This window comes from Yeguia hominis, from assembly GCF_014384705.1.
GTDB classification, from domain to species: domain Bacteria; phylum Bacillota; class Clostridia; order Oscillospirales; family Acutalibacteraceae; genus Yeguia; species Yeguia hominis.
Map to the genome: position 1 here is coordinate 105,833 of NZ_JACRSN010000003.1, position 12,939 is coordinate 118,771.

At 49.8% G+C, this 12,939-nt stretch carries 12 protein-coding genes; 7 read left to right on the plus strand and 5 right to left on the minus strand.

Going from position 1 to position 12,939, the window contains the following annotated elements; all coding sequences use genetic code 11:
- Nucleotides 1-380: 380 nt before the first annotated feature.
- On the plus strand, nucleotides 381-1,559 hold the full coding sequence (locus IAG03_RS02940; protein WP_249318244.1) for a cation diffusion facilitator family transporter: 1,179 nt from the start codon (nucleotides 381-383) through the stop codon (nucleotides 1,557-1,559).
- 15 nt (nucleotides 1,560-1,574) lie between these two features.
- Here IAG03_RS02940 and pyrE read toward each other — a convergent pair whose 3' ends face one another.
- On the minus strand, nucleotides 1,575-2,237 hold the full coding sequence (gene pyrE, locus IAG03_RS02945; protein ID WP_249318245.1) for an orotate phosphoribosyltransferase: 663 nt from the start codon (nucleotides 2,235-2,237) through the stop codon (nucleotides 1,575-1,577).
- 564 nt (nucleotides 2,238-2,801) lie between these two features.
- Here pyrE and htpG point away from each other — a divergent pair.
- The 3 genes from htpG (at nucleotide 2,802) to IAG03_RS02960 (ending at nucleotide 5,791) form a co-directional block, all read left to right on the plus strand.
- Nucleotides 2,802-4,712 carry a molecular chaperone HtpG gene (gene htpG / locus IAG03_RS02950; RefSeq protein WP_249318246.1) on the plus strand — a complete coding sequence of 637 codons (1,911 nt, stop codon included), beginning with the start codon at nucleotides 2,802-2,804 and terminating at the stop codon, nucleotides 4,710-4,712.
- Nucleotides 4,713-4,787: 75 nt separating this feature from the next.
- Entirely contained in the window at nucleotides 4,788-5,234 is a 447-nt protein-coding gene (locus IAG03_RS02955) for a GNAT family N-acetyltransferase (RefSeq protein WP_249318247.1), read from the plus strand.
- Nucleotides 5,235-5,458: 224 nt separating this feature from the next.
- Nucleotides 5,459-5,791 carry a DUF1540 domain-containing protein gene (locus tag IAG03_RS02960; RefSeq protein WP_249318248.1) on the plus strand — a complete coding sequence of 111 codons (333 nt, stop codon included), beginning with the start codon at nucleotides 5,459-5,461 and terminating at the stop codon, nucleotides 5,789-5,791.
- Nucleotides 5,792-5,860: 69 nt separating this feature from the next.
- Here IAG03_RS02960 and IAG03_RS02965 read toward each other — a convergent pair whose 3' ends face one another.
- Both IAG03_RS02965 and IAG03_RS02970 read right to left on the minus strand, forming a co-directional pair.
- Complete coding sequence (locus IAG03_RS02965) at nucleotides 5,861-6,481, minus strand: ECF transporter S component (RefSeq protein ID WP_249318249.1); 621 nt, start codon at nucleotides 6,479-6,481, stop codon at nucleotides 5,861-5,863.
- 114 nt (nucleotides 6,482-6,595) lie between these two features.
- Nucleotides 6,596-7,363, minus strand: a complete 768-nt coding sequence (locus IAG03_RS02970; protein ID WP_249318250.1) for a type III pantothenate kinase — start codon at nucleotides 7,361-7,363, stop codon at nucleotides 6,596-6,598.
- Nucleotides 7,364-7,745: 382 nt separating this feature from the next.
- Here IAG03_RS02970 and IAG03_RS02975 point away from each other — a divergent pair, with 382 nt between their 5' ends.
- A complete protein-coding gene (locus IAG03_RS02975) occupies nucleotides 7,746-8,573 on the plus strand; it encodes a Cof-type HAD-IIB family hydrolase (protein WP_249318251.1) in 828 nt (275 codons plus the stop codon).
- 49 nt (nucleotides 8,574-8,622) lie between these two features.
- Here the strand turns inward: IAG03_RS02975 and IAG03_RS02980 are convergent, their stop codons facing one another.
- Both IAG03_RS02980 and IAG03_RS02985 read right to left on the minus strand, forming a co-directional pair.
- Nucleotides 8,623-9,207 (minus strand): DUF4364 family protein, encoded by a 585-nt coding sequence (locus IAG03_RS02980; protein ID WP_249318252.1) that lies wholly within the window; start codon nucleotides 9,205-9,207, stop codon nucleotides 8,623-8,625.
- A 398-nt stretch (nucleotides 9,208-9,605) separates the two neighbouring features.
- Entirely contained in the window at nucleotides 9,606-10,034 is a 429-nt protein-coding gene (locus IAG03_RS02985) for a helix-turn-helix domain-containing protein (protein ID WP_249318253.1), read from the minus strand.
- Between the two features lie 175 nt (nucleotides 10,035-10,209).
- Between IAG03_RS02985 and typA the strand changes: the two genes are divergently transcribed.
- Both typA and pgeF read left to right on the plus strand, forming a co-directional pair.
- The gene (typA, locus tag IAG03_RS02990) at nucleotides 10,210-12,033 is read left to right on the plus strand and encodes a translational GTPase TypA (RefSeq protein WP_249318254.1); all 1,824 of its coding nucleotides are present in this window, start codon (nucleotides 10,210-10,212) and stop codon (nucleotides 12,031-12,033) included.
- A 66-nt stretch (nucleotides 12,034-12,099) separates the two neighbouring features.
- On the plus strand, nucleotides 12,100-12,930 hold the full coding sequence (gene pgeF / locus IAG03_RS02995; protein ID WP_249318255.1) for a peptidoglycan editing factor PgeF: 831 nt from the start codon (nucleotides 12,100-12,102) through the stop codon (nucleotides 12,928-12,930).
- Nucleotides 12,931-12,939 lie beyond the last annotated feature (9 nt).

A 12,939-nucleotide genomic window follows, 5' to 3' on the forward strand; every position in this document is an offset into this window, starting at 1 on the left:
TGCGGGAACCGGCAGTTTACAGGAAGAAGAGAACGATGCGGTTCCGGACGGAAATCCGGTTTGCTGACTGCCGCAATAAGGCGGCAGTCCAATTCCTTGTACCGGAATCCGGCAGGCTTTATGCATAGGAATCTATTCTTTGGAATAAGAATTTAGAATAAGTCCGGCAGCGAACGCCGACTGCTGATGGGTTGTCTATATTTGTGCGGCGAAATGTTTGCAGCGGGAAAAATTGATTCGATATGGAATTGTGTTTTACGAAAGATTGCAGAAAATGGCGCAGCTGGCTGTTCCATGTTTAAGGTTTGGCAAAACTGCAGGTGCGTCTGCGGTTGCGGTTTGGATTTCATATTTAAAATCAGAAAATCAGGGAGGCGTTTATGACAACCCTAATTTTGCGACTGTTTATCAAGAATTATCAGGATGTTTCCAATCCGCAGGTGCATGTGCGCTATGGAAAATTGGCCGGACTTGTGGGGATTGCAACCAATTTTCTGCTTTTTCTTTCTAAGCTGTTGATCGGCATCTTTTTTCACAGCGTTTCGATTTTGGCAGATGCAGTCAACAACCTGATGGATTTTGCGTCCTCGATCATTACAATGGTCGGGTTTAAACTTTCCGAAAAGCCTGCCGATGAAGAGCATCCCTTCGGGCATGCGCGAATGGAGTATATTTCCGGGCTGATTATTTCCTTTATCATTGCGATTCTGGGGTTTCAGCTTGCACAGACTTCCATTGAAAAAATCCTTGCGCCTGAAGAAAGTACCTTCGGTCTTTTGACCATTCTGATCCTCATCGGTGCGATTTGCGTAAAGCTGTGGCAGGGGCTTTTTTATCACAAGCTCGGAAAGGCGATTGATTCCCCAACACTGGAGGCTGCAGCAACGGACAGCCGCGGCGATGTTGTTGCAACCGGCGCGGTGCTGCTCGGTACGGTGATCACTGCGCTGACCGGATTTAATCTGGATGGATATATGGGCCTTGCTGTAGCGGTTTATCTGATCGTTTCCGGAATTCGTCTGCTGATTTCCACGGCGGATCCGCTTTTGGGAATGGCGCCGTCACGGGAATTGACGCAAAAAATTACCGAGAAGATTTTAAGTTATGACGGAATTATCGGAATGCACGACCTGATGGTACACAGCTACGGTGCGGGACAGTGCTTTGCCTGTGTGCACTGTGAGGTGCCGGCTTCCGAGGATATTATGGTCAGCCATGATATTGTCGACAATATCGAACACGATTTCAAACGGGAGCTCAATATCCAGCTGGTTATTCATATGGATCCGATCGTTACGGATGACGCGGTGACCAATGCGTTGCGTGAGATGACGAAAGACATTGTGCGCGGAATTTCAGATGCGATTACGGTACATGACTTCCGGGTGGTGAAAGGGCCGACGCATTCCAATTTAATTTTTGATATTGCAGTGCCATTTTCCTATCATTGTGACGAAAACACGCTTGCCGAAGAGATCAGCAAGCGTGTTCAGGCAAAAGACCCGAGTTTGCGTACGGTCATTACAGTGGATCGTGTTCCCGCAAGCGGGGCAATTTGAATTTTAGTTTACAGTTTAAAAGATGCAGTACTGCTGCATGTATTGTTCCATCAGAGGGATGCTCTCGGCGTATTCGGGGCATCCCTTTACGTATTCATAGATGTCCTGCACCGTTACGAGCGGATGCACCCGGATGCCAAATTCGTCCATGACTTCAGAAACGGCAGTTTTGCCTGCCTGTGTTCCGATTTCGCAGCGGTTGACAGAGATGAACAGGTCGGTGACCGTGACATCTGCGGCTGCTTTCAAAACCGGAAGCGTTTCCCGAATTGCCGTTCCGGCGGTGATGACGTCCTCGATGATGATGACGCGGTCGCCGTCCTGCGGTTTGTAACCGATCAGGGTGCCGCCTTCACCATGGTCTTTGATTTCTTTACGGTTGAAGAAATAGGGCTTGTCAATTCGATAATCCTCATAGAGAAATGCGGCTGCGGAAGCGGCGAGCGGGATACCTTTATAAGCCGGGCCAAACATGGCGTCAAATCGGTTGCCGCAGGTTTCCCAAATCAGCGTGGCATAGAATTTGCCGAGTGCGGAGATTTGCGCGCCGGTACGGTAATTTCCGGTGTTAATGAAATAAGGGGAAAGGCGTCCGCTTTTGGTCTGAAAGCTGCCGAAACGCAAAACGCCGGCTTGTACCATGAATTCGATGAATTCGTGTTTTTGCGGTGAGATCATGGGAGTGGCCTCCTTTTACTGTTCTGTGTCTATTATAGAAGTTTTTTAGACAAGGTGCAACCCCATAGTGCAACCCCATAAACCCGGAAGCGATAGGGAGAGCATGGGCTCGGTCAGGTTTCATGGGGTGCGGAGAACAAGTCTGTGTGGAAATCAGTAAACAACTCCCGATGAAAAAACGTCTGTAGGCGCGAAGGCGGCTTCAAAAAATGAATGGCAGAAAGAAAGCAGAGGCGCGGTAGGGCTGACGGCTTCTATAGGGGCAGGGCGGAGCACGCGGGTACGCGGAAACGCGCGTTTTACGCGCCAGGCCGTTCGAAAACGGCCCGCTCGGCGCCGCCCTTCGGGCGGCCGAGGTTTCCGCGTGCCAGCGTGCTCCGCCCGGTCTGCACGTTAAAATTCCGGAGGGATTATGACGAATTTTTATAGCGCCGGAAACTGCTGTTTTTTCGGCTGCAAGAAAAAATTTACAAATTGTTCTTGTTTTCAAACTTCCAATGTATTACAATAAAATTAGCACTTAAAACATTTGAGTGCTAAAACAGTGGAAAAGGAAGGTCGTTTATGGCAGTTAAACAATTTAAAGCAGAGTCGAAACGGTTACTGGATTTGATGATCCATTCCATCTATACCCATCGGGAGATTTTTCTGCGTGAGTTGATTTCGAATGCGAGCGACGCAATTGATAAACTGTACTACAAAACGCTCAGCGACGGAGATACCGGTCTGAGCCGCGATGATTTTTACATTCGGATTGATGTCGACCGGGATGCCCGCAAATTGACCATCACCGACAATGGATGCGGCATGACCAAAACAGATCTCGAAAACAATCTCGGCGTGATCGCCAAAAGCGGTTCCCTCAATTTTAAAAAGGAAATGGACGCCAAAGAGGAAATTGACATCATCGGCCAGTTCGGCGTCGGATTCTATTCGGCGTTTATGGTCAGCGATTGCGTAACGGTCTGCAGCCGTGCATATGGCAGTGACGAAGCCTGGCAGTGGCAGTCTCACGGAACTGCCGGTTATACCGTGGATCCCTGCGAAAAGGAGGGACACGGGACAAAAATCATTCTCGATATCAAAAAGAATACCGAGGAGGAATCGTACGACGAATATCTGGAGCCGTATCGTCTCGCAGAAATTGTCAAAAAGTATTCCGATTATATCCGTTACCCGATCCAGATGGAGATGCAGCATTCCCGGCTGAAAGAAGGCGTTGAACCTAAGGACGCGAAGAGCGAGGACTACGAAACTTATTTTGAGCTGGAAACCCTCAATAGCATGGTGCCGATCTGGAAAAAGAAGAAGAGCGAAGTCAGCGCCGAAGAATACAATCAGTTCTATAAAGAAAAGTTCTACGATTATACCGATCCGCTTCGGGTGATTTACAGCAGTACCGAAGGCGCGGCAACGTACAATGCACTTCTGTTTATCCCGGCAAAAGCGCCGATGGATTTCTATACAAAGGAGTACGAAAAAGGCCTGCAGCTCTATTCCAACGGCGTCATGATTATGGAGCGTTGTCCGGATCTTCTCCCGGATTGCTTCAGCTTTGTGCGCGGTTTGGTCGACTCACAGGATCTTTCTCTCAATATCTCCCGGGAAATGCTGCAGCATGACCGGCAGCTGAAGATTATTGCCTCGCGGCTCGAAAAGAAGATTCAGTCCGAACTGCTCTCCATGCTGGAAAATGACCGCGAAAAATATGAGACATTCTTTAAAAGCTTTGGACTTCAGCTGAAATATGGCGTGTATGCCGATTATGGGATGCACAAGGAGCTTTTGCAGGATCTTTTGCTCTTCTATTCTTCCGAAGAAAAGAAACTGGTGACGCTGAAAGAATATGTCAGCCGGATGAAAGAAGATCAGAAGGATATTTACTATGCATGCGGCGGCAGTATCGCCCGGATTGAACAGCTTCCGCAGACAGAACTGCTGCGGGATAAGGGTTATGAGATGCTCTTCCTGACAGACGATGTCGATGAGTTTGCTTTGCGTATGATGATGAAATATGCGGATAAGGAATTCAAAAACATCTCTTCCGACAAGCTGGATCTCGAAACCGGTGAGGAAAAAGAGCAGGCGAAAAAAGAAGCGGAAGAAAACCGCGGCCTTTTGGATTGCATGAAAGAAGCGCTCAGCGGAAAAGTAAAGGATGTTGTATTGTCTTCCCGCCTGAAAACGCACCCGGTCTGTCTTTCTGCGCAGGGCGCTATTTCCCTGGAAATGGAAAAGGTGCTCAACAGCATGCCGGCGTCGGAACAGAAGGTACATGCAGAACGGGTTCTGGAACTCAATGCGTCCCATCCGGTATTCCGGACGCTGAGTGCGCTCTATGAAACAAATCCGGAAAAGGTCAAAGCGTATGCACAGCTGCTTTACACGCAGGCGCTGCTGATTGAGGGACTGCCGGTGGAGGATCCGGTTGCGTTCTCGAATCAGATTTGCGAACTCATGGCGGAAAAAGGCTGAGGAAAATTTCATGCGCCGTTCTGCGGAGTCTTACTGCTCTGCAGAACGGCGTTTTTTAGAGAAAGGAATGAAAAAATGACGTACCGGAAGCTGACGCTGGAATGGGTGGATGCGCTTTTGGAAATGCGGATTTTGCAGCTTACAGAGGAAGGTGCGGAAAATCCGAAAATGCTGTTGCCGGCGCTTCGGCGCTACTACGAAACACATTTGGCGGACGGAACCTTTGTCTCCTGGGCTGCAGTTTGCGAGGGAAAGCTGGTTGCGGTGAGCGGAATGTCTTTTGTAGAAAAACCGCCCTATGGCGGGAACCCTTCCGGAAAAATCGGGCTGCTATCCGGCATGTATACCCGCAAAGCATACCGCAGACAGGGCCTTGCCAAAACGTTGCTGGATCACGTGATCGAAGAGGCGCGTACGTATGGCTGCGGAACCGTACAGGTTACGGCCTCTGCAATGGGGAGCCTGCTCTATGCGGATTACGGCTTTGAGAAAAGCGAAAAATTTATGCAGATTTTTCTTTAAAAAATGGCAGCTGCTTCGAAAGAGCAGTATCCTGCATGCTGTGGCATCGCAGTAGACGGTTTCAATTTTCTACCATTACATCCGAATGCTGAAAGAGACGCAATCAAAAATAAAAATTAAAAAAAATTCCAATTCGGATATTCTGCGCTTTGACGGGAACACTATCTCTTAGTGCCCGGCTCTACGAATTGCGGACGGGTAACAATCAGGAGGTGTTTGATACGATGTCGAATTTGGAATGTAACGTTTCTACGTGTGCTTATCATGCGAACAATCAGTGCTGCAAACCGGGAATCCATGTTTCCGGCCATCAGGCAAGAACCAGCGAAGATACTTGCTGCGCTTCTTACGCTGAAAGAAACAGCGCTGCAGCCAATAACGCGGTGCAGTATGAGCAGCCGGACCGTTCGTCGGAGATTTCCTGCGATGCGTGCAACTGCAAGTATAATGCAGAAGGACAGTGCAAAGCGGACTGTGTATGCGTTTCCTGCTGCTGCAATGATCCGAAAACAGAAAGCGAAACAGAGTGTTCCACATTCTGCTGCTGCGCAAAATAACAGCTTAAAAAGAAACAAAAGGGCCGGGAACATGCAGAATGTCCCGGTCCTTTTTTCGATTTTGCTGTCTCAAAGTGTAATCTGGAATTTTTTTGCAGTCACTGCAAGCGCTTTGGAGATTGCGGCGCCGATGAAGAAGCAGGTGAGCGCTTCGACCAGTCCGTTGATGCCGACAAACGCCAGAACAAACAGGAACGGATTATAGACGCCGAGCTGTTGCATATATCCCTGGATCAAATCGGTTTGCCCAAAAAAGAAAAGCAGCGCACTCATAAAGAACAGCGTGTTCAAAAGCGGGCAGGCAAGGCAGGCCAGCGTGTAACGGAGCCATTTGGTGCGGTCAATTTTTTGGATCGCGACAAAAATAAGTCCCGCCAGCAGACCGCAGAGGATACGCGGTACGATGCAAGTGACAGCCGTAAACCCTGGATTAATGGCATACAGCGCAATGCCGAGTGTACTGGGTTTTAAGAATCCCAAACACTGCAGAAAGCTGAAAATGCCGTAGATGCCGCCCAAAATTGCACCGCCGGATGGCCCAAGCAACACGGCTCCTACAGAGATCGGAACCATTGCGAGAGAAATTTCGAGCCCCAGTGTTTGCAGAGGCAGACACGTCACCAACAGGATGATCGCAGTCAGCATGGCGAGCAGGGTCAGGCGCAGGATGTTTGTCTTTTTGGATTTCATGGTATTCCTCCTTGCTGTTGCTCCCAAGAGGGATGCAGCGCAAAATAATGATTTAAAAACAGGAATTTCCTGCTTTTATCCAGTGATAGAATGCCCCGATTCGAAAAAGATTTTTCATTTTTTGTTTTTTTCATAGATGATTCGCAGACCATCAAGTAAGAGATGATCGCAAAACAGAAATGCCCGTTTGCAGGCGGGAAGAACTTTTTGGGCATAGCATCCGGTTGCGAGAAGCGTAGCCGGTGCTCCGAGTGTTTCGGTCAGCCGATCGGCCATGCCGTCAATCATGGCGGCTGCACCGTAAAGGAGCCCGGACTGCATCGCCTGAACCGTATTTCGGCCAATCGGAGAATCCGGCATGGTCAAATCAATATGCGGCAGAAGGGCTGTGCGGCTGCAAAGGCCTTCCTGCATCATGCCGACACCTGCGCAGATGCTGACGCCGAGCAGCGTGCCGGTTTGATTCAGAACGCTGATGCTGGTGGCAGTTCCTAGGTCAAAGATCAGGCACGGCATCGGAAATTGCGCAATGGCGGCAACGGCATCGGCAACCAGGTCAGAGCCGAGCTGTGCGGGGTTGTCAATGCGGATGTTAAGCCCGGTTCTAACGCCAGGGCCGAGAATAAGCGGCTGGATGCCGAGCAGTTTGTGAATCGCTTCTGCAATGGGCGCGGTTAGCTCCGGAACCACAGAGCAGATGATGGATCCGCTTAGCAAAGCACGGTTGACGTGGTAAAGATCGAGAATTTGATGGAGGGAAATGGCATACTGATCGGCTGTAAGACGATGATCCGTTACGACATGTGCTGCGTAGGACAGGCTGCAGCCTTCGTAAATGCCGAATGTAATTTGTGAATTTCCAATTTCTACAGCAAGCAGCATGCGGGGTCCCCCTTCTGTGGGTGTTTTCCAAAGTATAGCATGTTTTGAAAAAGCATTCAATATGCAATTTTTGCAAATACAGAAAAGGCTGCAGGGTTGGATTTTTTTGAAAAATGTGGTATACTGTTCCAGCAGAATAGAAGGGTGGCTACGCTTGGCCGCCCGGCTTTTGGAAAGCAGAGTGTTTTCCTGAAAGCTTCCGGCGCGGATCCTGCATCTGCCTTGGCGGATGCAGGCCTGCGCATTCGCGCAGGGGGAAGCCGTCCGCAGGACGGCTTTTCCGCGCCCGGGAACCGGCAAGCGTTCTGCTTTTTCGGGCGGCCCGGCAATCGGCCCGATCGTCGGAAGCGGCAGAAATGATCGGAGGGAAAGGAACGATATTATGAAAATCCGGCTCTTTGCATTTGATTTGGACGGTACTATTTTGCATCATCAGCATGCGCTTTCTCCGCGCAATGCAGAAGCGCTTCGCCGCGCGCATGAGCAGGGGGTTGAAATCGTTCCGGCGACCGGGAGAATGCGCACGTTTCTTCCGCCGTCTATTGCGGAGCTTCCGTTTATCCGATACGTGGTGTCTTCGAACGGCGCCGCGGTTTATGACCGGAAAGAAAAAAAGGTGATCTATGAAAATATGATGCCGTCGTCTCTAGCAGAACACTGCTTTGACTTGGTTGCGCCGTATCATGTCTTTTCGGAAGTCTACGTGAATGGAGAAGCGTATACGGATCGGTTTATGTGGGAACGCCGGGAGACGGAGTTTGGCTATCCGCCCGAACGGGTTGCATTTATGAAAAATAAAACGTACCATATTGTGGATGATTTCCGCACCTTTTTGCGCCGTAAAGATGTGAAGGTGGAAAAATATAATATGCCGTATGTCCCGGAAACTATTTTTGAAGATTTGATGGCATTCCTGGAAAAGCAGGAAGAAATCGTCGTCGCGTGTTCCGGATTTACCAATATCGAACTGAACAACCGCACAACCAGCAAAGCGGATGGTCTGCGCGGACTCGGTGCGGTTTTGGGAATTTCGGCGGAGGAAATGATGACGATTGGTGATAACGGAAATGATGTTTCCATGCTTCGTTACGCCGGGCTTTCCGTGGCCGTTGCCAATGCAAGCGCAGAAGCCAAGGCGGCCGCCAAGGTGTTGACAGACGCTTGTACCGAGGACGGTGTGGCAAAAGCAATTGAAAAATATCTGCTCTAAAAAAGAAAACAAAAAGGCTCTCTTTTAAAAGAGGGCCTTTTCAGCGGAATTATAGCCTTTTTAAGATATCTGCAACCAATTCCTGCTCTCCGGTTACAAGCGCAAGCAGAGCGCGGTACACAAGCTCCGGATCGTTTAGGAATTGTTTGCGGACCAGCTTTGCCTGTGCAAAATCCGGAACATAGAGCGAAAAGGACATCAAATCCATCTCTCCGCCGGAAACATGGCAGGTTACTTTGTAGCCGTTTTTGCTGTGTTCAATTTCGACCTTGTTTTCGCGCTCTCGTTTTGCCGCGGCAAGTAAGTTTACCGCGCAAGCAACTGCGCGGTTGCGTACGGCAGAAGGCAAGGTGGTGTTGAGCTGCTGAGAGATTTCCCGTGTCCGGTCATTTCCGGAAAAAAGATCCGGATTTTCGGGAACAGAATCGATACTGCCCATAGAAGCCAGGCCGGAAATGGCGTCCATAACCTCAAAATAGTTGGCAAATCCGTTTTCTACCATTACGGTGATAATATCGTTTTTGGATAGCGGTGCGCCAGCACCGCAAAGCATGTAACAAATTAAAATCCGGATATCGTTTTTGCTCCGCAGTCCACCCGGTTCAATACCGGCATTAAATGCATCAAAATCCATAGTGTCCGTCTCCTGTCGTGAAAATACGAATGAATCCGCCTGAAACCGGAGAAGCTTCCGTTTTCAAAGCATCCTATTTTTATTTTATCATAATTAGCTCTTTAACAAAAGAGGGGAATATGCTATAATAACCTCGAAGCTGTACGTATGCCGGGCGGCAAAGGCCGCCGCAAAGCTTGTTGCGCGTTGTGATGGAAACCCCGCTTGGTGCTGCAAGCGCGAAAGCAGAACCAAAAGTGCCAAACCGAGAAGCTGCAAAAACTCCCGTAAAAAACAAAAAATGCCTTCTGCGTCTGTAGGCATTTTCACACATCATCTTCTGTTTTTTAGCGGCAGATCGGAAAGAAGAAAAAGAAGCGATCTGCCGGAAAGAATATAGAATATAGAAAAAGGAATGATTATCGGGAGGCATCTTCTGAATCAGAACCGCGTAAAATTTCAAGCATTTTTTCAAAAATCAGCTTTTTTTGTTCCGATGTTGCTGCGCGGTAGCCGCAGATGATTTGTTTTTCATCTTTGGACAGTTCATAAATATGACTGGCATTTGGTAAAATGGAGAGCGGCAAACGAACTGGCTTTTGCGATGCGCCGGAGTCGGATACGGTCGTAACCGGATCCTCGGGTTCCAGAATGTCTAAAATGTCCACATTGAAAATCCTTGCCAACGCGAAGAACGTGTTGATGTCAGGAAAGGTTTTTCCGGTTTCATAATATGCATAAGTGGAGCGGTCAATGTTTAGAATGTTGGAAATCTGCTGCTGCGTATATCCGCAGTTTTCACGCAAAATGCGGAGCCTTTGGCCGACGGTACTCTTTTCAATGGGCATAGAATAGTCTCCTTTTGGAATTTTATCTAAATCAAAAATTTCTGAAAAATGCCGAAAAATAGATTACCTAATATTATAAGTTTTACGGGAACCAATTTCTCGGATCGGTGATTTATATTCACTTTGCCGAAGAGGGTCTTCAGTTTTGTAAATCATTTAAAGAAGGGAATAGAAAATGAGCAAAAGGGAAAATTTGAGGAATGTTGCAATTATTGCCCATGTCGATCACGGAAAGACCACACTGGTGGATCAGCTGCTTCGGCAAAGCGGCGTCTTTCGGGTCAATGAGGCGGTTGCGGAACGTGTCATGGACTCCGGCGATTTGGAACGGGAACGCGGAATTACCATTCTTTCTAAAAACACGGCAGTCAAATATAAGGACATCAAAATCAATATTGTTGATACGCCCGGCCACGCAGATTTCGGCGGAGAAGTGGAACGAATTTTGATGATGGTAGACGGTGTGCTGCTTTTGGTAGACGCGTTTGAAGGCTGTATGCCGCAGACGCGGTTTGTGTTGAAAAAGGCGCTTTCTCTGGGCAAGAAGCCCATCGTTGTGCTCAATAAGATTGACCGTCCGGGCGCGCGTCCGGAAGAGGTTGTGGATGAAGTCCTCGATTTGTTTATTGAGCTTGGTGCAAACGACGACCAGCTGGAATTTCCGGTGGTTTATGCATCCGCGCGGGATGGCTGCGCGTCTCTGACCACGGACGTGGAAGGTAAGGATATGACGGACCTTTTCGAGACGATCATCCGGGAGGTTCCGGCGCCGGAAGGCGATCTTGACGGTCCGGCACAGGTGCTGTTCTCGAATATCGACTATGATGAGTATGTGGGCCGGGTCGGCATCGGCCGCGTAGAGCGCGGAAATATTCGGACCGGAATGAACCTGGTTTTGTGCCGCAGAGACGGAGAGACCAAAAACGTCAAGATTTCCAAGCTGTATCAGTTTGAGGGCCTGAAGCGAATTGAAGCGGAGGAGGCCGGCCTCGGGGATATCATTGCGGTATCCGGAATTGCAGATTTGAATATCGGAGAGACAGCGTGTGATCCTGAATGTGTGGAGCCGCTTCCGTTTATCAAAATTGACGAACCGACCGTTTCCATGATGTTTATGGTCAATAACAGCCCGTTTGCAGGACGCGAAGGCAAGTATGTGACGTCCCGAAACCTGCGGGACCGCCTTTTCAAGGAAGTCGAGACAAACGTTGCCATGCGGGTTGAGGAGACCGATTCCACCGATACCTTTAAGGTATCGGGCCGCGGGGAACTGCACCTTTCGATCTTAATTGAGCAGATGCGCCGGCAGAACTATGAATTCCAGGTTTCCCGTCCGAGCGTCATTTACCGGGAGATCGACGGAAAACGCTGCGAGCCGATCGAATTGCTCATGATTGAGGTGCCGGAGGATTACGTCGGCGCGGTTATGGATAAACTCGGCCGCCGCAAAGCGGAGATGGTGAATATGGGAACGCGTGACGGCGGAATGACGCATCTGGAATTCAAAATTCCTGCGCGCGGTCTGATTGGTTACCGCTCCGAATTTTTGACGGATACCAACGGAAACGGCATTATGAACCATGTTTTCGACAGCTATGAGCCGTATAAGGGGGAAATTCCCCAGCGCAGCCAGGGCTCTCTTGTGGCATTTGAAACCGGAACGACGACCGGCTACGGATTGTTCGGCGCACAGGAACGCGGACGGATGTTTGTCGGACCCGGCGTGGATGTTTACGAAGGCATGATTGTCGGAGTCAGCCCGAAAGCGGAGGACATTACCGTAAACGTCTGCAAGAAAAAACATGTCACGAATACGCGTGCGGCGGGTTCAGACGAGGCGCTGCGCCTGACGCCGCACACAGTGCTGAGCCTGGAGCAATGTCTGGAATTTATTTCGGAAGATGAACTGGTCGAGGTGACGCCGCAAAATGTGCGGATGCGGAAGATGATTCTCTCGCACGAAATGCGGATGAAAAACGCAAGCAAAAAGAAGCAGTAACACAACAAAACTCCCGCACAGACTTTTCTGTGCAGGAGTTTTTCGCAGCCGGATCGGGAGGTATGTATGGAACGCATCGGCAATATGTTTTATCAGGAGCAAAACGGCGTGGGGATGCTCACCTTTGCAGATTGGGAGCGGCTTTCGTTTGTAAATGCTGCATTTTCGACCAGAAAGGGCGGCGTGAGCGAGCGGGAATTTTCCTCGATGAATCTTGCGTTTGGCCGGGGAGATCCGGACGAACATGTGCTGGAAAATTATCGCCGGTTCTGTGCAGCCGCCGGATTTTCCTATGAGATGTTGGTGTCATCCGCGCAGGTGCATGACACCGTGATCCGGCGAGTAGGAAGCGCGAATGCAGGGTGCGGCGTCTGGAATCCGCAGGAAGCTCCCGGAACAGACGGGCTGGTGACGGATGAACCCGGTGTGGTGCTGGTAACGCATTATGCGGACTGTGTTCCGCTTTATTTCGCAGATCCGGAACACCGCTGCATCGGGCTGGCACATGCCGGATGGCGCGGAACGGTTGCCGAGATGGGAAGAAAAATGGTCGAAAAAATGCAGGCGGAATTTGGAACCCGTCCGGAGGCTTTGTATGCAGCGATCGGACCTTCCATCGGGTCGTGCTGTTATGAGGTGGATACGCCGGTTGCGGAGCAGTTTTCCGCGCTGCCGGATGTTCCGGAGGCGGCGATCCTAAATCCGCAGGGCGCAGGAAAATACCGCCTGAATCTCTGGGAGTGCAACCGGAGAATTCTGGAAAATGCCGGCATTCCGGCAAATCAGATTACGGTCGGCGGCGTTTGCACCATGTGCCACAGCGATTTGCTGTTTTCTCACCGCGCGACCGGCGGCGTGCGCGGGGGGCTATCTGCATTTTTGAGCATTCGGGTTTGATGCGGAAGG